The organism is Bradyrhizobium sp. th-b2 (genome assembly GCF_000426785.1).
Classification (GTDB): domain Bacteria; phylum Pseudomonadota; class Alphaproteobacteria; order Rhizobiales; family Xanthobacteraceae; genus Bradyrhizobium; species Bradyrhizobium septentrionale.
The window spans coordinates 72,722-94,412 of record NZ_AUGA01000016.1; the positions used below are offsets into that span (position 1 = coordinate 72,722).

The 21,691-nt window shown below is 63.3% G+C and carries 15 protein-coding genes; 7 read left to right on the forward strand and 8 right to left on the reverse strand.

The window, feature by feature from the left end; genetic code table 11:
* Positions 1–48 precede the first annotated feature (48 nt).
* Complete coding sequence (locus K359_RS0120105) at positions 49–1,740, forward strand: diguanylate cyclase (protein WP_029080956.1); 1,692 nt, start codon at positions 49–51, stop codon at positions 1,738–1,740.
* Between the two features lie 121 nt (positions 1,741–1,861).
* A complete protein-coding gene (locus tag K359_RS0120110; protein ID WP_245284668.1) occupies positions 1,862–5,182 on the forward strand; it encodes an AAA family ATPase in 3,321 nt (1,106 codons plus the stop codon).
* 81 nt (positions 5,183–5,263) lie between these two features.
* Here the strand turns inward: K359_RS0120110 and K359_RS0120115 are convergent, their stop codons facing one another.
* From K359_RS0120115 to K359_RS57300, 3 genes are read right to left on the reverse strand one after another with little or no spacing between them, the layout of a single operon-like run.
* Positions 5,264–6,691: a hypothetical protein gene (locus tag K359_RS0120115; protein WP_156928574.1), complete on the reverse strand. Its 1,428-nt coding sequence runs from the start codon at positions 6,689–6,691 to the stop codon at positions 5,264–5,266.
* Positions 6,688–7,449 (reverse strand): hypothetical protein, encoded by a 762-nt coding sequence (locus K359_RS0120120; RefSeq protein WP_156928575.1) that lies wholly within the window; start codon positions 7,447–7,449, stop codon positions 6,688–6,690. Before K359_RS0120120 ends, K359_RS0120115 begins: the two co-directional genes overlap by 4 nt.
* Entirely contained in the window at positions 7,397–8,503 is a 1,107-nt protein-coding gene (locus tag K359_RS57300) for a catalase (RefSeq protein ID WP_051346220.1), read from the reverse strand. Before K359_RS57300 ends, K359_RS0120120 begins: the two co-directional genes overlap by 53 nt.
* Before the next feature lie 139 nt (positions 8,504–8,642).
* Here K359_RS57300 and K359_RS65830 point away from each other — a divergent pair, with 139 nt between their 5' ends.
* Together K359_RS65830 and K359_RS57305 are read left to right on the forward strand one after the other, a co-directional pair.
* A complete protein-coding gene (locus K359_RS65830; RefSeq protein WP_256375168.1) occupies positions 8,643–8,765 on the forward strand; it encodes a hypothetical protein in 123 nt (40 codons plus the stop codon).
* Between the two features lie 397 nt (positions 8,766–9,162).
* Positions 9,163–11,532 (forward strand): metallophosphoesterase, encoded by a 2,370-nt coding sequence (locus K359_RS57305; protein WP_084518457.1) that lies wholly within the window; start codon positions 9,163–9,165, stop codon positions 11,530–11,532.
* A gap of 61 nt (positions 11,533–11,593) precedes the next feature.
* Here K359_RS57305 and K359_RS0120140 read toward each other — a convergent pair whose 3' ends face one another.
* The 3 genes from K359_RS0120140 to K359_RS0120150 form a co-directional block, all read right to left on the reverse strand.
* A complete protein-coding gene (locus tag K359_RS0120140) occupies positions 11,594–12,088 on the reverse strand; it encodes a hypothetical protein (RefSeq protein ID WP_029080961.1) in 495 nt (164 codons plus the stop codon).
* An 83-nt stretch (positions 12,089–12,171) separates the two neighbouring features.
* Entirely contained in the window at positions 12,172–13,323 is a 1,152-nt protein-coding gene (locus K359_RS0120145) for a DUF937 domain-containing protein (protein WP_029080962.1), read from the reverse strand.
* Positions 13,324–13,846: 523 nt separating this feature from the next.
* On the reverse strand, positions 13,847–14,347 hold the full coding sequence (locus K359_RS0120150; protein WP_029080963.1) for a hypothetical protein: 501 nt from the start codon (positions 14,345–14,347) through the stop codon (positions 13,847–13,849).
* A gap of 1,106 nt (positions 14,348–15,453) precedes the next feature.
* Between K359_RS0120150 and leuS the strand changes: the two genes are divergently transcribed.
* The 3 genes from leuS to holA are packed head-to-tail and all read left to right on the forward strand — an operon-like array spanning position 15,454 to position 19,674.
* On the forward strand, positions 15,454–18,090 hold the full coding sequence (gene leuS, locus K359_RS0120155; RefSeq protein WP_029080964.1) for a leucine--tRNA ligase: 2,637 nt from the start codon (positions 15,454–15,456) through the stop codon (positions 18,088–18,090).
* Positions 18,077–18,634 (forward strand): LPS assembly lipoprotein LptE, encoded by a 558-nt coding sequence (gene lptE, locus K359_RS0120160; RefSeq protein WP_029080965.1) that lies wholly within the window; start codon positions 18,077–18,079, stop codon positions 18,632–18,634. Before leuS ends, lptE begins: the two co-directional genes overlap by 14 nt.
* Before the next feature lie 8 nt (positions 18,635–18,642).
* The gene (holA, locus tag K359_RS0120165) at positions 18,643–19,674 is read left to right on the forward strand and encodes a DNA polymerase III subunit delta (RefSeq protein WP_029080966.1); all 1,032 of its coding nucleotides are present in this window, start codon (positions 18,643–18,645) and stop codon (positions 19,672–19,674) included.
* 123 nt (positions 19,675–19,797) lie between these two features.
* Here the strand turns inward: holA and K359_RS0120170 are convergent, their stop codons facing one another.
* Complete coding sequence (locus K359_RS0120170) at positions 19,798–20,685, reverse strand: ParB/RepB/Spo0J family partition protein (protein WP_029080967.1); 888 nt, start codon at positions 20,683–20,685, stop codon at positions 19,798–19,800.
* Positions 20,686–20,826: 141 nt separating this feature from the next.
* Positions 20,827–21,678: a ParA family protein gene (locus tag K359_RS0120175; RefSeq protein ID WP_029080968.1), complete on the reverse strand. Its 852-nt coding sequence runs from the start codon at positions 21,676–21,678 to the stop codon at positions 20,827–20,829.
* Positions 21,679–21,691: the final 13 nt, after the last annotated feature.

Consider the following 21,691-nt stretch of genomic DNA (forward strand, 5'->3'; position numbering starts at 1 on the left):
GGCTTTTGAAGCCCTTCATTTTACCTTGCGCACGGGCAAGGGAATAGAATGTCGGGCGTCAATTTCAACCGCAACCGCGTCAAACTCAAGAAGGTTCTGGGAATTCGCACCCGGCTGGCCTTGCTTGCGCTGATGCTGGTCGCGCCCTTGATGCTCGATCGCGTCCGCACGCTGGAGAATTTCCGCACAACGCAGATCGCGCAGGCCGCCGCCGGCTATGCCAATTTGACCGCGCACGCCGCCGAAACCCAGCGCGAGGTGGTCTCCTCGGTCGAGACCATGCTGAAATCCGCCGCCTATATCCGTGCCTCCGGCGGCATCGCACAGAGCTGCGAGGTGCTGCGCGCCAGCCTGCCGACGGTGCTGCCCTGGATCCGCAGCATCATGTTCGTCTCCAGGGACGGGCTGGTGCAGTGCTCGACCCTCAACAGCCAGGTCGGGATGAATATCGGCGACCGCGAGTATTTCAAGAAGGCGCAAGACAACCGCGGCTTCGTGTTCAGCGACTATCTGCGCGGCAGGACCAATGGCCGGGCGATGATGATGGCGGCCTATCCGGTGGCCGCGATCAATCCCGAGCAGGATGCCGTCGTGGTCGCCGGCATCAACATCGACTGGCTGTCCCAGATCATGGCCAATCTCGGCGGCCAGCCCGGCATGTCGGCGGTGCTGGTCGACTCGACCGGCGTCGTGATCGCGGCACCGGCGGATCATGCGAGCCTGATCGGCCGCTCGCTCGACACCATCCCGTTGATGGCGGCGATTGCCGAGAAGGCGCTGAGCTATGACGATCCATCAGGCTCGGTGTCGTTCACCGCAGCCGACGGCGGCCAGCGCACGCTGAGCTTCGCCCGCATCACCGGAACGCAGTCGCGGCTGATCGTCAGCATGGACGAGGCCAAGGTCACGGCGGCGATCAGCCGCGAGATCCGCACCGCCTATCTGCAGCTCGGCTTCGTCTGTCTTTTCGTTTTGTTGGGTGCCCTCGTCGGCGCGGAACGGCTCGTGATCCATCCGATCGAATTGATGACCAGCATGGCGCGGCGATTCGGCGAGGGTGACTGGTCGGCGCGCGTCGCCAAGCACAGGCTGCCGGCGGAATTCGTCCCGCTGGCGCGCGCTTTCAACGCGATGGCGGCGCAGCTCAGCCAGCGCGAGCGCGAGCTCGTGGCGTCCAATGACCGTCTCACCGTGATGGCCTCGATCGACGCGCTGTCCGGCCTCGCCAATCGCCGCGGCTTCCAGAGCCGGCTGGATTTCGAATGGATGCGGGCGCAGCAATATGATTGCGAGCTGTCGCTCCTGATGATCGATGTCGATCACTTCAAGCTCTACAACGACACCTACGGCCATCCCGAGGGCGACGTCTGCCTGACCAGGATCGGCGAAACGCTGGCCGGGATCGCCGCCGACACCATGGGCTTTGCCGGCCGCTATGGCGGCGAGGAATTCTGCCTGCTGCTGCCGAATACCGACGCCGCGCATGCCCTCGCGATCGGCGAGACCGTGCGCACCGCCGTGCTCGGCCTCGCCGTGCCGCATGCACCGTCCAGCTACTGCGTTGTGACGGTCAGCGTCGGCGTCGCGACCACAAAACCGAACGACACCCAGCGCCCCGGCGACCTGATCGAAGCCGCCGACGCCGCCCTCTACGCCGCCAAGCGCCGCGGCCGCAACGCCGTGATCGAGCACGGATTCTTGCAGACGCTGGACGAAGCCGGCATGGCGCTGGCGAGCTGACTGTATCGCCGTGCAGCGGTGATGGACCCGCCCTCAAGAGAAGCGGAAGCATCGCCGTTCCAAAGCAGCGTTTTCCGGCGCAAAATCAGCTGTACGACTGCGAGCACATGGTGTTCTATCCGTGGAACCGGCTGCCTGGGCGCAGGATTGGCAGCGACAACGGGGACTTGCCGTCTATCTGGCCTTGGCAGGTACGGCGGAAACAGAACATGGTGGCGTCATGAACAGCCTGCCGAATCCGGATCAGGCGGGCGACCTTCAGTGGACCCGGTTGCCGACGAATGTCGGGAGCGAGGCTGCGCATGCCGAGCGCCGGCAGCTGACTGTGGCATTTGTCGACATCGTCGGCTCGACACCCCTGAGTGAGCGCATCGATCCCGAAGAATTCTTTGCGATTATCAAAACCTACCGCGATATCTGCGACGAGGAGATCAAGCGCTATGGCGGTCACATCGCCAGACTGATTGGCGACGGATTGCTGGCCTATTTTGGCGTGCCACAAGCCCATGAAAACGATCCCGAACGCGCGGTGCGCGCTTCGCTGGCGGTCGCCGCGGCGATCAAGGACCACCAGTTTCCGCTGTCGGATGGCAGCTTCGTCCGCCTTGGTGTGCGGATCGGGGTGAATACCGGGGTGGTCGTCGTCGGCAGCGTGCCCGGCGAGCCCCCCGAACGGCGGGAAGTGTTCGGCAGCTCCGCACATGTCGCGGCCCGCCTGCAAGGGCTCGCCGGCGAGAATGGTGTCGTGGTCGGGGCGAGCACTTACGAGCTGACCCGCGGAACATTCAACTACGTGCCGCTTGGCAGACGACCGCTCAAGGGCGTGGAGGAGCCGGTCGACGCCTGGAGTGCGGAAGCTCTTGCGCCCAGCGAGAGCCGGTTCGACAGGGCGCAGAGGTTGCCTCTTGCTCCGATGATCAGCCGAGCCAGCGAAAGCGCGCTGCTTGCCGAGATGTGGCAGCAGACGGTCGCGGGCGCAGGACGCGTCGGCCTCATTTCCGGCGAGCCCGGTATCGGCAAGTCGCGCCTGATCCGCCAGTTCCGCAGCTCCCTTGATGCGTCGCGCCGCGGTGTTGTGTCGCTGCAATGCTCGCCGTTCCACATCAACACGCCGCTTGCCCCGGAAATCGAGCGGCTCAGGCGCGTGACCGGCATCCAGGAGGCCGACGACGCAGAACTCGCATTGGCAAAATTACGCTCGTTTTTGGCAAGAGAAGCCCCCAACGTCACGAACGCGCTGAGCTACTACGGGGCTGTCCTGTCGATACCCGCCTGCTCGGAATACGAACCCGTGGATCTCGGGTCTCCCTTTGAGCGCGACCGGGCTTTTCAGGCGTTCATCGATGTTCTCATCGCGGCCTCGCGCAAGCGGCCCATCCTGATTGTCGCGGAGGACGTCCAGTGGATCGACCCAACCACCATCGAACTGGTGGGACGAATAACAGCTCGCTGTTCCGGCGAGCGGGTGATGATCCTGATCACACATCGCGATGACTACCAGGCAGACTGGTTGCCGGGCTCGGCAGTTCGACGGATTGCCCTGCAAAAGCTGGCACCGCACGAATGCGAGCAAATGGTGGCAGCCGTTGCAGGCGGCGATGTCGTCTCACGCCGGATCACCAGCCAGATCGTTGCAAGAACGGATGGCGTGCCACTTTTCATCGAGGAGTTTACGCGGGCCGTGATCGATGCCCGCACGGTCGAGCGCACTGCTGACGGTTTGACGCTGAGCAGGAAATTGCCCGAAACGTTGGTGCCGTCGAGTATTCAGGACTCGCTGATGGAGCGCCTTGATCGCCTTGGTCCGGCCAAGCGTGTCGCCCAGATCGCCTCCGTGTTCGGGAGGCAATTCAGTTATGAAGGTATTTTCAACGTCCTTCCAGGCAGAGACCAAACGCTGCAATTCGCGTTGCGGGCGCTGGAGAGCGCAGAGATCGTGTATCGCGTCGAGCAGTCCCAAGGCGCCATCTTCGCGTTCAGGCACGCGATGATACAGGAGGCCGCCTACTCCTCGCTGCTCAAGGAGGAGCGCCGCGAGCTCCATGCGCGCGTCGCGTCATGGATGCTTCAGGAGGCCGCGATCCGGGAGAGCAGTCAGCCCGCCGTGCTCGGCTATCACTATGCGCGCGCAGGCAATATTCCGGAAGCGATCGAGGCCTGGCTTCAGGCCGGCAAATCGGCGCTCCGCCGATCAGCCACCAAGGAGGCCGTGGCCCATCTGCGCGAAGGCCTCTCGCTGATTCCGCGGCTGCCTGCTTCACAGCAGCGCTTCGAAGCTGAAATCGCGCTGCAATCCAACCTGGCGATGGCCTACACCGCGAACGCAGGGTGGTCCGATCCGCACGTCTATGGATCCTACAGTCGCGCACTCAAGCTTTGCGCGAGCCATGGCACCACGCGTGAGAAGGCGACGGTGCTGTGGGGAAGTGCCATAGCGAAGCTGGTCAACTGCGAGCTCACCAAGGGCCTCGAGCACGCGGAGGATTTTGTCCGGAGGGCCGAGGAGTGGCGCGACGACGAGGCCGCCCTCATGGCGTACACCGCCGCCCTGATCGCCAATTTCTTTCTCGGTCGTCTGGAGCAGGCGAGCAAGCTCGCCGCTCTGATCAGCGCCCGTTACAATTCTCGTGATCACGGCAAGCTGGTCCAGATCTATCAGCATGATCCATTGATCGTGTCGCTGGTCTATTCCGGACACATCGAATGGCTGTTGGGCCGGCCCGGTCGCGCCAGAGAGTGCTGTGAGACGGCGCGGCAGCTCGCCAATGAGATCGGGCATCCTTTCATGCTGGCATTCGCCTCCATTCTTGGCGTGTCCGATCACTGGTATGAAGGCGATCTTGCAGCCAACCTTGCCAGCGTCGAACGCGGCCTGAAGGTCGCTGATGAGTTTGGCTATCCAATGTACCGGGTCATCGGTCCCTTATGGGCGACCTCTGCGCTGGCTGCACGAGGCTCTGCGCCTGTTGTGCTCGAGCAACTGTGCGGCCTGCTGGAAAAACTACCCGTCGAGGATCGGTGCATTCAGATGCCGCTCTATCGGATTCTGCTCGCCACCGAATTCGGACGGATCGGGCAGATCGAAAGGGCTCGAAGCTTCGCGGCTTCGGCTGCGTCCCTGGTGAAGCAAACCGGCGAGCGCTGGGCTGCTCCCGAGATCGATCGGATCCACGGCTCGCTGTTGTGCCAGGAACCATTGCGAGACGACCGGGCTGCCATGCGCCTGTTCAAACGCTCGCTTACCTCTGCCAGGAAGCTCGGGGCTGTCGGCTGGGAATTGCGGACGGCGATCAGCATCGCGCGCTTGCTCGGCGCCAGCGAGAGCGCATCCAGACGCGCCGAGGCACGAGACCTGCTGATCTCGACCCGAGCGAAATTTGCATCCGCGGAGACGTCCCGCGATCTGCGTGAGGCTGATGACCTGGTGAGAACGCTGAGCTAGCCAATCCCTCGCTGACGAAGTCATGCGTCGACACTCTGCTGCGGACAGGCAGCCGAATGGCCTTCGGCCTGTTTGGGCGACTTACGTCGTCAGCGATCCCAAATGGCGGATCGCCCGGAGGCTCGGCAGAAACGCGTAGGCGCCGCCCTGGGTACTGACGAATCGCGGCAAACCCCGCAGCCGGATCGTGCTGCCGGATTTGAGCGGCAAGTCGAACCAGCTGGCGGCCGGATCGTTCGCGCCCGTGACCGGATCGTTGGATCCGGTGATGCGCGGATCCTGCAGGCCGAGGTTGAGCCAATCGCAGGACATGGCCTCGAACTGGGCGCCGAGGTTTGCCCCTATGAAGTTGCCCAGCAGGCCTCGCTCCGGTTCGGGTTTGCGCGGCTGCGTCCGATCATAGGCTGGCCCGTAAGGCACGCCTCGCCGGACAAGGCGCCGGCTGTTGTTCGCCACCCGTTGCACGATTTGTCCGCCCCGCGGGTTGCTCCGGCGGATATGGGCTCCGTAGGGGCAACGGGACTCGCCCACGTAGTCGAACTTCTCCTTGACCAGTTTGGGATCAGGCAAGTCCGCCGAGAGGGCCAGCGGCGTGCCATCGCGCCATCGGCCGCACAGGTTGGCGGCGACGATCTCGCGCAAGGCACCGTGAGGCGTCAGGCCTTCGATCGAGAGGATTTGGCCGATTTTCGCTTCAGCGCCGGGCGGCAGCAATTCGCCGACGGCCCGCGTGTCCTTGAGCAATTCGTCGGCGGCCTGATCGAGATATTCCTCGAAGCCTGCGACGTCCTGCTTCAGCACGCGAAAGGCGTTGAAGGTGCCGTTGTGTCCCAACTCTTCGGGCTGAGGAACCCGCCACATCAAACCTTCCAGGTTGGTCCGATGCCCCAGCAATACGGTGCCGAGCGGAGCCCTGGGTTGTCCGTCGTCATAGCGATCCGAGTCATGAATGCCCTCGAACCTTGGTTGCATGATGTTGTCGCGGTAGCCGAAGTGAACGCGGTCATCGGGGAAGCTGCAGCCCTCGCGGGTGCCGACCAGCGTGACGGCGCTTGTGTCGGCGAGGGCGCGCTTCTGGACGTCGTCCAGCTGCTCGGCCTTCTCGGCGTAGATCGTCGCGATGAGATGGATCCGCTTGGGCTCGTTGAAGGGTTTCGGCCAGGTTTCCGGCGCGCTCGGTCCGACATCGCCGAGCTTCAAGGCGCGGGCGGTCATGCCCTCGATGAACTCGTTCGGGAACATTTCAAGCGAAGCGCTCGGCGTGCCGAGGGCGCGCAATCCCTCGTAGGTCAGACCGATGTTGAAACAGGTGTCCGGCTTGCTTGCCCCCCAGTCTCCGCTCGTGATCTGCGGAACACCATCGCTGCGCCCGGACGTCGAGGCGGCGAGCCAGCGCCTGGCCGCCACGCGATCGGCGACTTCCAGGATGAGGTAGCGCACGTACGGCTTCTTGGTGTAGCCACGCAAGATGTTGCCCTGCAGATCAGCCAAGTTGATCATGGCGCTCACCAGCCTAGCTCCAATCGTTCGCGGACCTGAGCCGCCGAAAATCCGGGATAGGCCCGGTAGCCGCTGCCGAGCGAAACGTTCGGATTGGCGCGAAGCTGCAGCACCAGTTTGCGCGGCAGCAGGGTCAGATCGTCATTGACGGGTGATACGGCCCTGTCTCCATTCAAGGCTTCCTGATCCCTCAGAAAATCGGTGGCGGTGTCCGGCACCTGGTACAGGTCGCGCTCGTGCACCCATTGGATGAACGCGTCGACATTCTTCTCGCAAGGGATCACATCATCTCCGCCTTCGACGAGCCCGACCACGGCATCGAACACGCTGCCGATCGTGGCGATGAAGTCACGAATGTAATTGGTGAAATCCCCGTCATAGACGGAGAACATGCAAATGTTGTCGCCGACGATGACGAAACGGGCAAAGTGCACCGTGCCGACATTGTTCAATCCGGCATAGATCGCATCCTTGTTTTGCGCGATCGCCAGCGCGGCTTCCGCTCGTCCGATCGGCGACTTGACCTTGAGCGGCATGATCAGATTCATCATGCACTGGACATTGTCACCGTGCTGGAACGACGCGTGGGGACCACCGGGCAGGGGCTTCACCGGCGTTTTTCGCGCCCAGTAGGGCACCAGGATCCATGACGCCGCGCGCTTGAAGAAGAGGGTCGTGGGCAACCAGTCCACAAAACGATCGAGCACACCTGCATCACTTGGCATCATCCGGCCTCCACTTGAAGGGACACCCGCCGCGCATTTCACGCGAGGCTTCATAGGCGCCCAGGCGGGCCTTGAGGATCGGATCCTCGGAGGGTTCGATGCCGGGCGCGAGACGGTTGGGATTGAAGCTGATGCGTTCGCCGGCCTTTTCCTGATCTTCGGCCACCTCGATCAGGGTCAGGGTCCCCATGGCGATCCGGATTCGTGTCCCCGGCCAGGGCTTTGTGGGATCGTTGAGCTCATCGCCCGCCTCGCCGATCGTCATCATCAACATGAATCGGGCCGGCCACCGCCGCAGGCGGTCTCGCAGCTCCGCGCGCAGATAGTCGTCGCGCGGCGCGGCGAGGGGATCGGTGTTGCAAACGCCTGCGACCGGCTGCCAGGAAAAGCGAACGGGGCGGCGAACGCCATTGGGTGCCGTCACCCAGAAGGTGTGGACGGCGTGATAGGCCGCGCGGGCATAGCTCACCGGCGCGCCGATCAGGCCGACCTGAAATATTCCCAGCTGTGCAAACCGGTGCTGGTCGGCGTAATGCAGTGCTCCCGCATCGACGCTCTTTTTCTCGCTCGGGTACGGGTTGCGCCGAGGCACCTTAAGCTGCAAAAGGTCGCCAAGCTTGCTCCACCAGGTCTCTCTTTGATACGGCGCGAGCGTCGCGACCTCCGAGAATCCGAAAAATTCCTCGACATTGCGCACGAAGAATTCGGCAAGCGTCGTGGCGATCAGGTCGCTCGCCGTCCCGTCCGACAGGTGAAAACGTGTCGCCATTCCCCGGACATCGGACCATCCATCATGCCGCTCCGGCCCCCCCAATCCGTTGGAGAATCGCACCGACGCGTCGACGGGCTTTCCGTTGAAATGCTCCGCGGTGCAATAGGTGCGCGCCACATTCGACGCCACGAATTTGCCCTTCACGCCGATGCCGAGCGTGTGAACCGGCCGCTGCCCGGGGACCGGAGCCGGCAAGTTCTTGATGATGACCTCGACGAGCTGCTTAGCTACTGATGGATCGACCATGCCCCGCTCCATTGCACGGACCGCTGAGGGTGTGCAGTCGGGACGCTCGGTGCCGTTAGCGTTGTCGATCGAATTCATCCTGCGCCCCTGGCACCGATGTTACATTCGATCGCCGGCCGGATATGTGACGTCGTTCACAAAGTACCGAACAGAGATCCGCGCAATTTGAAGCGAATAGGTTCGACACTCCCGACGGCGCAGCGCGCGGACCGATAGAGTGATCAGCGAGACCGCGCGCACCGCCGTGCTCGGCTACGCCAAGCGCCGCGGCCGCAACGCCGTGATCGAGCACGGGATCGTGCAGCCGCTGGATAAAGCCGGGATGGCGCTGGCGAGTTGACTGTGTCGCCGCGCAGGGCGGATCAACCGAATCCATTCCACCGCTTGGGCACGTACTCGTGAAGGTCCATTTCTGACGCCGAAGCGGTAGTTGCCTGGATCGGTCGTCGTTGCCGGCCTTTTGACCCGAAGCGGAAGTCGAATCTTGTTGGCTTCTGCAACCACCGTCGTTTTTTCATCCGATCTGGCGACGAGGTGTTTAAGCAGATTCGGCCGGAATCTCGGCAGAGAAATATGCTAGGCTCGGCCCGAAGGCCGTGGGCACGGCAATCAGACGACGCGAGTTAGTGGGTCTCCTTTGCGGACAGATTGCCGCGCGCAACGGTCGCTCAGACTAGACTTTTCGGTGCATCCGGTGGGCTTGCGAGCGAGAAAATGCTGCAAATGGGCATTCGCTGATGCGGCACTGGTCCGCGCATCTTACTCGCGTGACGGCCGGCATCGGGCTCGTCGTAATCGGCGTGCTGGCGCTGGCGGCGCCGTTCGCGGTTGGCACCTGGTCCCTGCAATTCCTCGGCCTTCCCATGCTGGCGGTTGCGATGGCCGACCTTTACCAGACGCTTGCCAGTCCGCAGCTTCGGACCCATCCGGCTTCGTATGTCACCAGCATTCTTGCGACCGCTGCCGCCCTTGTCCTGTATCTCAGTCCGTCCCTGGTTGCTTCTGGTGTTGTCACGATATTTCTGACGTTTCTGGTGGTCGACGGCGTCGTAAAAGCCAGTCAAGCGGTCTTCGGGCCTCCATCGGGCACGTCGCGAACGGTCGCGATCGTAAACGGTCTGTCCAGCTTCATGCTGGCTCTGATCGGCTTTTGGGTATGGAAAACACTTGGTCTGCAGATCGCGCTCGGCGTAGCGGTCGCCGGATATGCCGCCTCGGCGGGATGGCGCCTGCTTGTGGCGCCGACGGAGCAGCGAGAGCGTGACCAAACATCCGATGCGACCAATAAGCACCCCGATAACAGGCTTAACCTCGGCAGCCATGAACTGTTTGCCGCAGGGCTCGCATCCCGTGCATCGAGCGCGCCCATCGTGGGACGCACCGAATTGCAGTGGCTGATGGTCGTGGGCGCGGTGCTGTTTGTCGTGCACCTCGCCCGCATGGAATCCAGCGATACCTGGCTCGGTCTGATCTCTCCGGTCGTGGCCACCGTCGGGGATGTCCTGATGGCCATATTGTTTGGAGCGCTGTTGGTACTACCGCTGCGCCTGGGCTGGCGGCTCCTGACCCGTCCCTTCGAGCGAATAGCATGGCGGCTGCGGTTCTCCGGACAGGATGTCAAGCTGCAAGCTTTGCCGCGGCGTCTGGTTCGGGGGTGGACCGATGCACGACTGTCGTTCGCAGCATCGCTGCGCGACGCCCGAAGTTCACTTTCCTCAGCCGTGGGTTTGACGATCCGCCTTGGCTTGCCGCTCACTGTGTTGTTTGTTGCCGTCAACACGATCTGGGGATTCACCTGGTACTTCAACACGGAAAGCTGGGCGAGCGCTTTCTATCAGAAGATGGCCGAACTGCGCGTCGACACTTGGCGTGCCGGCATGGTCGACGGCGTCATGTCGGCCTATGGCGGGAAAATCGACAAGCTGTTTCGGGTGACTCCGCCAGGAATCGACGATCAGGATTTCAGCTTCATCGTCATCGGCGATCCCGGCGAAGGCGATGCGTCGCAATACGCACTGATCGAGCGTTACCTGGAGATCGGACGGCGGGACGATGTCAAGTTCCTCATCATTGCTTCCGACGTCATCTATCCGGCCGGCGCCATGGCGGATTACGAGAAGAATTTTCACCTTCCGTTCAAGGGATTCAAGAAGCCCATTTATGCGATCCCGGGCAACCATGACTGGTTCGATGCGCTGGAAGGCTTCAACGCCAACTTCCTGGAGCCGCAAGCCGCGCGCGCAGCGCTGGCGGCGCGTGCCGACACTGACCTCAATCTCACCAGTACCGGCACCAATCGTATCGATCGGCTGGTTGATCGGGCACAGCGACTTCGCGAACTCTACGGTATTCAGAACGGCCTGCAGCGGGGTCCGTTCTTCGAGATTCAGACCGCGGACTTTGCCTTGATTGCGATCGATACGGGCATTCTGCGTACGATAGACGATCGGCAACGCGCGTGGTTGACCGACGCACTGGCGCGTGCGCGCGGAAAATTCACCATGGTTATTCCAGGTCACCCAAAATATGCAGGAGGTACGGATACCAGCACCGGCGACGACGTCTTCTCTGCCCTTTTTGCAACGCTTGAGAACGCCGCCGTCGATGTCGTGATGGCCGGCGACACCCACGCCTTCGAGTTCTATGTCCAGAATAAAGACGTCGCGGGCGGCGTGCGCCCGATCTATCACTTCGTCAACGGCGGCGGCGGAGCGTATCTCAGCATCGGCGGCGCACTTGGGTGGCCGGATGTCTTGCCGGTAGAGACCTGGGCTTTCTATCCAGGTCCGGATGCCGTCCGCGCCAAACTCGACACCGAAACTCCGGCATGGAAACAACCGGTCTGGGCCTGGATCAAGCGCTTTGGCGCATGGCCCGTCTCAACCGAAACCCTGTCAGGCATCTTCGATTTCAATCATGCGCCCTTCTACCAAAGCTTCGTCGAAGTGCGCGTTGAACGCTCAAGGAAGCGCGTTGTTTTTGCGCTGCAGGCAGCCAACGGCCCGGTCCGTTGGAAGGATTTGCACGCATCCTTCAAAGGCGTCGCGGGCATGGCCCCCGACGCGCCCGTTGAATTCATCGTCAACATGAAGGCGCCAGGCGGCTGACGTCCCTTTCCCTTCAGCGCGCGGTGTCGGGGATTTGCTTCTGGTACATTGGGACCTGTCGTTAGACGCCGAGCGCGCTCGATATCTCGGCCAGGGTTGCCTTTTCGGCGTCGCTCACCTGAACGCCTCCACCGAACAGGCTGCCGCCCTCGCTCGAGGCTTCGGCGGTGCTTTGGCTGATCTGACGTAGCCAATCCTTGAACGCAGCTGCATCACCCGGCGCCTTGGCCCCGAGTAATGCCGAGACCTGGCGCAATGAATCGATTGATTTAGTCTTCATCTCCGGGGGCTTGCTGCCGGCGAATTCCGCCTGCAGGCCATCGCGAGCGGCGCTTCGCCCCTCGCTGGTCGAGAAATCGGCGACCACCGCTTTCACGAGGCCGTTGGCGTTGGAGTCGGTCGCAGCCTTGCTCAATGCGGCGCCGCCAGCGAATGATTCCTTGAGCAGGCCCCACAGCCCGCTGGGTTCGGCGGCCGTGATGGCCATTCCCGCAATCATTGGGCTCTTCAGAAGCAGCGTCCATTCATCCTTGGTGAAGCTCGTCTTGTCTGCCATTGGTCATCTCCTGATGCGTATGTGTGAATCATCCTTCGCCGTTGAGCGCACGCTTCTGGGCACACGGCTCAACATCAGCGAAATCAGGATCGCGACAGTGTTTCGATCTTTCGGCGAAGCTCGTCGATCGTGGGTTTGGCAACGTCACCAACACCCGGCACTGCCAGCACGTTGTCACACATCTGGTTGATGGTCGGCTTTGCTGTTGCGATCAACTTGGCAAGAGCACTTTTTCCTTCCGGGCTGAGCTTTCCCGCAAGGTCGCTGACTTCATTCAATTGGGCTGTTGCTTCCCGGAGCTTGGGGATGGCCGCCTGGGCGGAAGCAACGTCCGTGATCGTGGGCAGCACGGATCTCAAGGTGCCGACGGACGAGTTGACCTTGTTCGTCAGACTCACGCCTCCAATCGTCAGGTCTGATGGAGCGAGGCCCACGGTTGCAGTCCCAGGCTGCACTGCGGCGGGACGCGGCAACTCGGCAACCGTTTCAGTTCTTGGCTGGAAGACATACCAGGCGAGAGCACCCAGTATGGCCACCGCCACTAACCAGTAGGGCAATTGCGACGACGCTGCGCTTGTCGTGGCCTGAGCTGCCCGGCTGGCCGAGGCAATGGTCCGCTCCGAGGCTCCGGCAATTCCGCTCCCGGCGGCTGAAGCTGCCGCAGCACCGCTACGCGCAACTCCCGCTGCTCTGTCGATGAGGCCGGCAGAGGCCAGATGGTCGGCGAGGCCGGACGGAATCGCCGCGACGATCTGATCTTTTTGCGAGCCGAGAAGCGAGGCGAGACCGTTCGTATCCAGGCCGGCGCTGCGCTGCTGCTGGCCCAACGTCCCGAGGACCACCGGGCCAAGCATGCCGAGCAATGACTTGCTGGCTTGGCCGTCGATTCCCGCGAACTTGCCAATCGATTGTGCGATTGTGTCCAGCGCTCCTCCGCCGAATAGACCGGAGAGCATGTTGGATCCGGTTTCCGCGAGGTCGTTCTGGCCCGAACCACCGATCAGGCTTTTGAGAAGGTCGAGCGATCCGGGTTGTTGCTGGGCCAACGAGCTGCTGAGTTGGCGGGCTCCCTGGGGAGTGGCGGTAACGTCCGCCAAGCCGGCAAGCAGTGCGGGGATGGCGCCGCCAATCGCCTTTTGCGCGACATTGCGGTCGATGCCCAAGACAGAAGCGATCTTTGCGATCATGTCAGGGGCCAGGAATTGCATCACAACAGAAACGAGATTTGCGGCCATGGCATTCTCTCCATTTTGATTGTGAGGTGTGTTGTGAAGTGAGTCGGGACTGAGGCTTAATCTCCGGTCGTTCCTCCGCACCTATTGCGTCAGGCAGATCGCGCAGGAGCGAACCTGGGTCGAACGTCGTCACCAGGACGTCGACACCAGATTGATTAGCGTCGCTGCCGCGCCATCATCTCCGTGTCCTGCCCCGGGGCGCATGTGCACCCTGAGGGTGTCGGCCACGATTGATCTAAATCAATGGAACCTGTCCGCCGTGAATACACGACGAACGGATCGCGGCCTGGCGGCCCCAGAGCAGGAACAGGGCGCGAAAGCAGGACGGTATGGCTTACCCATGTGCACTCCCGTTGATGGCCCATAGCCGAAGGTCCCGTTAGCCTTCGTGGCGTCGGCTCATTGGAGAAGAGCGAACGCTGTCCGGTTTAGTACCAAGGGCGGCTTTTGACCCCAACCGGACCTTGGCCCAATCTCCGCCCAACGCAGATGCTGCGGGTCTCTTGTGGGCCTCACGCGTGCGCTACGCGGTTCGAGATGAACCTTGCATGACACGCTTGACCAGCATGGCCGCGATGCCCGCGAGCACGGCCTTTGCCTGCGGGGACGCGAGCATGTCGATGATCGGGTTCGACGGTTGCGCTTGCTCTTGAGGCTGGGCGTCGCCACTGACGAGAATATCCCGGAGCTGACCGGGCTTCCCATGCAGATCGGTGAGCACCTCGCCCAGTTCCTTCGGTTCAGGCGCCACTTGTCCCGGTAGCGCCACGCCGCGCGCCGTGGCTCGCTCCTGCAGCATCTTCACGAACGCCGCCCGCTCTTCCGGCGAAAGCTTGCCCAACGCTACTATCGCTGCCTGCGCGTACTGGTCAGGCGGCACGGCGTGTGACACATCACCATACCGCTTGAGAACCTCTTGATCGGAGTAGCCTTGGGACGGGTCTCCTTGTTCGTATCGATCAACGAAATCCCGGTACTCCTTCTGGCGTTGCCCACCGCCAATTAGCTCGTCAAGGATACCCATCTACAGCTCCCTCATCGGTGTTGCACACAAGGCCAAGAGTGCAGTCGCTCCGACTGTTGGTTGCTACCTGCAAGGTAAACCCGGGCGGAGAGTATTGACCTAGGTCAAGGGGGCATGGCGGCCGCGCAAATTAATGTTTGCTTGATGATCGCAATTGACCCAAGGCCGACACGCATCCAGATCGGTTCTGTGTCGCCTCTTGATGGGTAAGGCAGACGCCTCATTTGCGAGTACGTGTCCTAGTTCTGCGGCCCAACGGATGCCAGCTTCGTGCCTCGCACGCCCCGGAATGCGGATGGATGGGACAGCCCCCTAGCGCTGAGTTGCCCGACGGCGCAAGCCCCCGCAGCAAAAATATTTCGGTTTATCGTAAGGGCTCAGTGGTATGAATCCTCCGTCTCACCCGATTGAGGGGCGCTCGCGATCGTCACGAACGTTGCGGTGGGATGCGGTGGACGCCGAGGTGCACGCGACGAACGTGGGCCAAGGCGGACGGTGAAATAGTGTGGTCCTGACGCCCTAGAGGCAGGTGTCCTCTCGCAAGATGCGAACGCGTTTTGCGATGGCGGTGACAAGCAAGCCCAGTCTCGCCGGGGAGAGCACGTATAAGCCGTAACCCATCGCGCAGGGAAAGCCGGGATGCTTCCGGTTTCACCTGTGGCCCTACCCCGGTGCTTCTTGTTGCGCCGGACCCATGGGTGCGATCGGCGCCCGACTTTCCCTGCGCCCTCTGCTGACGGAGAGGGTGGAACGAACGGCAAAACTCGGGCAAAACGTGTCGCGAGGATACGAAATCGTGCCTCCTATGGCGCTGTCATCGCCCGGCTCGACCGGGCGATCCAGTATTCCAGAGGCACTCGTAACTGAGCCGATGGGCCACGGCGTACTGGGTCACCCGGTCAAGCCGGGTGACGACACCGGATGGGGATCCGGGAGCTCCCTCACCCGCCCAGGCCGGCATCATCAAGACGCGCATTCCGCACCCCTCACAATCAGCATTTGGCGGGGCCCAAGCCGTTGACCCCATGGGCGATTTTATGGCCTAGTCCGCCGTCCCCGGATGGGACCCGAAAATCACCCAAAGCCACCAAAAGCCTTGCGATTTCATGACCGCCGAACGCTACAACGCCCGTGAATCCGAACCCCGCTGGCAAGCCACCTGGGACGAAAAGGCGATCTTCGCCTCCAAGAACGACGATAAGCGGCCGAAATACTACGTGCTCGAGATGTTCCCGTACCCGTCGGGGCGCATCCATATCGGCCATGTCCGCAACTACACGCTCGGCGACGTGCTGGCGCGCTTCATGCGCTCCAAGGGCTTCAACGTGCTGCATCCGATGGGCTGGGACGCGTTCGGCCTGCCGGCGGAGAACGCCGCGATCGAGCGCAAGGTGGCGCCGAAGGCCTGGACCTACGACAACATCGCCGCGATGAAGAAGCAGCTGCGGTCGATCGGGCTGTCGCTCGACTGGAGCAGGGAATTCGCGACCTGCGACCCCAGCTATTACAAACATCAGCAGAAGATGTTCCTGGACATGCTGCGCGCCGGCCTCGCCGAGCGCGAGAAGCGCAAGCTGAACTGGGATCCGGTCGACATGACCGTGCTCGCCAACGAGCAGGTGATCGACGGCCGCGGCTGGCGCTCGGGCGCCGTTGTTGAGCAACGGGAAATGAGCCAGTGGGTCTTCAAGATCACGAAATACTCGCAGGAGCTGCTGGAGGCGCTGGACGGTCTGGACCGCTGGCCCGACAAGGTGCGGCTGATGCAGCGCAACTGGATCGGCCGCTCCGAGGGCCTGTTGATCCGCTTTGCGCTGGATTCCGCGACGACGCCGGCCGGCGAGAGCGAGCTGAAGATCTTCACCACGCGGCCGGACACGCTGTTCGGCGCAAAATTCATGGCGATCTCGGCGGATCATCCGCTGGCGGTGGCCGCTGCCGCGAAGAATCCCAGGCTCGCCGAGTTCATCGCCGACATCAAGAAGATCGGCACCGCGCAGTCGATCATCGACACCGCCGAGAAGCAGGGCTTCGACACCGGGATCAAGGCGGTGCATCCGTTCGACCCGAACTGGAAGCTGCCGGTCTATGTCGCGAACTTCGTGCTGATGGAATACGGCACCGGCGCGATCTTCGGCTGCCCGGCGCACGACCAGCGCGACCTCGACTTCGTCAATAAATACGGCCTCGGCAATGTGCCGGTGGTCTGCCCCGAGGGCCAGGACCCGAAGACGTTTTTCATTACCGACACCGCCTATGACGGCGACGGCCGCATGATCAATTCCCGCTTCCTCGACGGCATGACCATCGAGCAGGCCAAGGAAGAGGTTGCGAAGCGTCTGGAGAGCGAGCTGCGCAGCAACGCGCCGGTCGGCGAGCGGCAGGTCAATTTCCGCCTGCGCGACTGGGGCATTTCGCGCCAGCGCTATTGGGGCTGCCCGATCCCGGTGATCCACTGTGCGACCTGCGACGTGGTGCCGGTGCCGGACGACCAGCTGCCGGTGACGCTGCCGGAGGATGTCAGCTTCGACAAACCGGGCAACGCGCTCGACCATCATCCGACCTGGAAGCACGTCACTTGTCCCAAGTGCGGCGGCAAGGCGGTGCGCGAGACCGACACGATGGATACCTTCGTGGACTCGTCCTGGTACTTCGCGCGCTTCACCGATCCCTGGAACGAGATGGCGCCGACCACGCCCGCGGTCGCCAACCGGATGATGCCGGTCGACCAGTATATCGGCGGCGTCGAGCACGCGATCCTGCACCTGCTCTACAGCCGCTTCTTCACCCGCGCGATGAAGGCGACCGGCCATATCGACATGACCGAGCCGTTCGCCGGCATGTTCACCCAGGGCATGGTGGTGCACGAGACCTACCAGAAGGCCGACGGCAGCTGGGTGACGCCGGCCGAGGTGAAGATCGAGGTTGGCGGCAACGGCCGCCGCGCGGTGCTGCTGGCGACAGGCGAAGACGTCGAGATCGGCCCGATCGAGAAGATGTCGAAGTCGAAGAAGAACACCGTCGACCCCGACGACATCATCGCGAGCTACGGTGCCGACGTGGCGCGCTGGTTCATGCTGTCGGACTCGCCGCCGGATCGCGACGTGATCTGGAGCGACGAACGCGTCCAGGGCGCCGCCCGCTTCGTGCAGCGGCTGTGGCGGCTGGTGAACGAATCGGCCGAGATCGCCAAGACGGCGCCGGCGAGCCGGCCGACGACGTTCGGACCCGAGGCTCTCGGCTTACGCAAGGCCGCCCATGGCGCGCTCGACAAGGTGTCGTCCGGGATCGAACGGCTGCATTTCAACGTGTGTCTCGCCCATATCCGCGAGTTCGCCAATGCGCTGGCCGAGGTACTGGCGAAGGGCGACAAGCCGGCCCCGGACGTGGTTCCAGATGTTTCTTGGGCGGTGAAAGAGGCCGCGACCATCCTGGTCCAGCTGTTCTCGCCGATGATGCCGCATCTGGCCGAGGAGTGCTGGGTGGTTTTGGGCCAGCAAGGGCTGGTTTCCGAGGCCGATTGGCCGCAAATCGAACGCGATTTGCTGGTCGAAGACAGCGTGACCCTGGTCGTCCAGGTCAACGGTAAAAAACGAGGTGATGTTACCGTGCCACGGGCGGCGCAAAATGCGGATATAGAGGCTGCCGTTTTGGCGCTCGATGCGGTAAAAGCCGCCTTGGGCGGCAAATCCGTCCGCAAGGTGATCGTGGTGCCCATGAGGATCGTCAATGTTGTCGGCTAGGATTGGGATCGCCGCCCGGCTGGTGGCCGTGGCCGCCTTGGCCGCGCTGACGGCCGGATGCTTCCAGCCGATGTATGCCGAGCGCACCCTCGACGGGTCGTCGTCCGCGCTGCGCGAAAAGCTGATGGCCGTCGAGGTTCCGCCGGTCGACAAGCCGAATGCCTCGCGCGAGGCCCGGGTCGGCGTCGAGGTCCGCAACGCGCTCGCCTTCAAGCTCTACGGCACCGCCACCGGCGTGCCGCCGACGCACCGGCTGGTGCTGCGCTTCACCACCAACCGCGCCTCGCTGATGCTCGACCCGACCACCGCGCTGCCGACCAGCGAGAACTACGGCATCGACGCCCAGTTCAACCTGGTCGAGATCGCGTCGAACAAGTCGGTGATGACCGGCACCACGTTCTCGCGCGTGTCCTATGACATGCCGGGCTCCTACCAGCGCTACTCCCGCGCCCGCGCCTTCCGCGACGCCGAGGACCGCGCCGCGCAGGAGATCGCCGACAACATCCAGACCCGGCTCGCCTCCTTCTTCGCCACCGGAACCTGATCGCCGCATTGGCAGCACTTCGCGGAAAAGAGATCGACAGCTTCCTCGCCCGGCCTGACGCCGGCCGTCCGATCATCCTGCTTTACGGTCCGGACTTAGGCTTGGTGCGCGAGCGCGCCGACGCGCTGATGGCCTCCGCCGTCGACGATCCCAACGATCCGTTCTCGCTGGTGCGGCTCGATGGCGACGAGCTCGCCGCCGAGCCGTCGCGGCTGGTCGATGAAGCCATGACCGTGCCGCTATTCGGCGGCCGTCGCGCCATCCGCGTCCGCGCCGGCTCGCGCAATTTTTCGAGCGGCGTCGAGACGCTGACCGAGACCCCCGCGCTGAAGGATTGCCGCATCGTGATCGAGGCCGGCGAACTGCGGCCGGAATCGCCACTGCGCAAGATCTGCGAGCGCGCCAAGAATGCGGTTGCGATCGGCTGCTATCCCGACACCGAACGCGACCTCACCAAGCTGATCGAGGACGAGCTGCGCGTCTCCAATCTGCGGCTCGCGGGCGATGCGCGCGCGGTGCTGATGTCGCTGCTCGGTGGCGACCGCATGGCCTCGCGCAACGAGCTGCGCAAGCTTGCGCTGTTCGCGCATGGCAAGGGCGAGATCACGCTCGACGACGTCATGACCGTGGTCTCCGACGCCTCCGAGCTGAAACTCGATCCGATCGTCGATGGCGCCTTCGCCGGCAACGCCGCGCTGGTCGAGACCGAGTTCACCAAGGCGATGGTCGCCGGCACCTATCCCGGCGTGATCATCTCGGCCGCGCAGCGCCAGGCGGCGTGGCTGCACAAATCGGCGCTCGCAATCGCGGACGGCGCGCCGGCATCAACCGTGCTCGAAGGCGGATTTCCGCGGCTGCACTTCTCGCGCAAGCCCATGGTCGAGATCGCGTTGCGCAATTTCACTCCGCCGCGGCTGGTGAATGTGATCGATCAGCTCGCGAACGCAGCGCTCGACATGCGCAAGCAGGCCGCGCTCGCCGCCGTGATCGCACAGCGCGCGCTGCTGTCGATCGCGGCCAATGCGAAGCGGCGGGGGTGAAGCACGCTATTGGGAAGACGTCATTGCGAGCGAAGCGAAGCAATCCATCGCTCCGCACGTGCAGAGGGATGGATTGCTTCGTCGCTATCGCTCCTCGCAATGACGGAGACGGATGCCGCCGGACTAACCGCCCTCCAGCCGCCGCACCACCTCGTCGAGCTGCTCGAGGTTGCGGTAGCTGATCTGGACGGTGCCGCCGGGATCGCGGTGGCTGACGGTGACGGCAAGGCCGAGCGCATCGCTGACGCGCTTCTCGAGCGCCAGCGTGTCGGCATCCTTGTCGACCTTGGCCGCACTGCCACTGCGCGCCTTCTGCGGCTTGCGCTCCGGGACGCCCTCCTCATGCGCCAGCGCCTCGGCCTGGCGGACGTTGAGGCCCTCGGCGACGATGCGCTTCGCGGCAGCGAGCGGATCCGGCACCCCGATCAGTGCGCGGGCGTGGCCGGCGGAGAGATCGCCCTTGGAGATCAGTGCCTGCACCTCGGCGGGCAGCTTGGTCAGCCGCATCATGTTGGCGACGTGGCTGCGGCTCTTGCCGACGATCTTGGCGATGTCTTCCTGGTTGCGTTTGAACTCGTCGGCGAGCGCGTGATAGCCCTGCGCCTCTTCCATCGCATTCAAGTCTTCGCGCTGGACGTTCTCGATGATCATGATCTCGAGCGCGTCGGCATCAGAGACCTCGACCGGCACGATCGGCACTTCGTGCAGCCCGGCGAGCTGCGAGGCGCGCCAGCGGCGTTCGCCGGCGATGATCTCGTAGCGGTCCTGCACGCCCTTGATGGCGCGCACCACGATCGGCTGGATCACGCCGCGCGCCTTGATCGAATCGGCAAGCTCGCCGAGCTCGGCGTCGGCGAAGCTGCGCCGCGGGTTGCGCGGGTTGGCCTTGAGAAATTCGATCGGCACCTTGCGCTGGTTGCGCGGCCGCTCGACATGCGCGGCCTCGCCGCCGACATCTCCGATCAGGCTTGCCAGCCCGCGCCCCAGTCGCGAACGCGCTTCATCGGCCATTGTTGCGAGCTCCCTTGGATTCACGCGCAGTACTCCAGACTTGAATTTCAGAATCGGTGGATGGGTCGAGCGCAGCGAAGCCCATCGCTGCCGTCATGTGCCGAGATCGGGTTCGCTGCGCTCCACCCATCCGGCGCACCGTCAATGCGCGCGCAGCTCGCGCTCGCGCTGGATCACTTCGGTGGCGAGCTTGAGATACGCATCGCTGCCGGCGCATTTGAGATCGTAGACCAGCACGGGCTTGCCGTAGGACGGTGCTTCCGAGATGCGCACGTTGCGCGGGATCATGGTGTCGTAGACCTTGTCGCCCATGAACTGGCGCACGTCGGCAACGACCTGGTTGGAGAGGTTGTTGCGCGAGTCGAACATGGTCAGCACGATGCCGTGGATCGACAGGCTCGGATTGAGCGTCGAGCGCACCTGCTCCACGGTCTGCAGCAATTGCGACAGACCTTCGAGCGCGAAGAACTCGCATTGCAGCGGCACCAGGATCGCATCCGACGCCGCCATTGCATTTACGGTGAGCAGGTTGAGCGAGGGCGGGCAGTCGATCAGCACGTAGGTGTAGTCGGCTTCCGGCGAGACGTTGTTGTTGAGCCCGGCGATCGCATCGCGCAGCCGGAACGCGCGGCCCGGCGTGGTGCCGAGTTCGAGCTCGAGGCCGGAGAGATCCATGGTGGAGGCGGCGATGTGCAGCCGCGGCACCGCGGTCGCGACCACGGCATCGCGCAGCGGCGCCTCGCCGATTAGGACGTCGTAGGTCGAGCAGCTGCGGTTGCGGCGATCGATGCCGAGGCCGGTCGAGGCATTGCCCTGGGGGTCGAGATCGACGATCAGGACCCGTTCGCCAATCGCTGCGAGTGCTGTGCCAAGGTTGATCGCCGTGGTTGTCTTGCCGACGCCGCCCTTCTGATTGGCGAGCGACAGGATGCGCGGATGGCCGGACGGCTGGGTCGCCCTATCCTCTTGATAAACCTCGTCCATCACAGTCATACCAAAATACCAT

Excerpts from the sequence above, each read along its gene's own strand:
- K359_RS0120105 (WP_029080956.1), top strand. The coding sequence starts at position 49 with ATGTCGGGCGTCAATTTCAACCGCAACCGCGTCAAACTCAAGAAGGTT.
- K359_RS57300 (WP_051346220.1), bottom strand. The coding sequence starts at position 8,503 with ATGAATTCGATCGACAACGCTAACGGCACCGAGCGTCCCGACTGCACA.
- K359_RS57305 (WP_084518457.1), top strand. The coding sequence starts at position 9,163 with ATGCGGCACTGGTCCGCGCATCTTACTCGCGTGACGGCCGGCATCGGG.
- K359_RS0120140 (WP_029080961.1), bottom strand. The coding sequence starts at position 12,088 with ATGGCAGACAAGACGAGCTTCACCAAGGATGAATGGACGCTGCTTCTG.
- K359_RS0120145 (WP_029080962.1), bottom strand. The coding sequence starts at position 13,323 with ATGGCCGCAAATCTCGTTTCTGTTGTGATGCAATTCCTGGCCCCTGAC.
- K359_RS0120150 (WP_029080963.1), bottom strand. The coding sequence starts at position 14,347 with ATGGGTATCCTTGACGAGCTAATTGGCGGTGGGCAACGCCAGAAGGAG.
- leuS (WP_029080964.1), top strand. The coding sequence starts at position 15,454 with ATGACCGCCGAACGCTACAACGCCCGTGAATCCGAACCCCGCTGGCAA.
- lptE (WP_029080965.1), top strand. The coding sequence starts at position 18,077 with ATGTTGTCGGCTAGGATTGGGATCGCCGCCCGGCTGGTGGCCGTGGCC.
- K359_RS0120170 (WP_029080967.1), bottom strand. The coding sequence starts at position 20,685 with ATGGCCGATGAAGCGCGTTCGCGACTGGGGCGCGGGCTGGCAAGCCTG.
- K359_RS0120175 (WP_029080968.1), bottom strand. The coding sequence starts at position 21,678 with ATGACTGTGATGGACGAGGTTTATCAAGAGGATAGGGCGACCCAGCCG.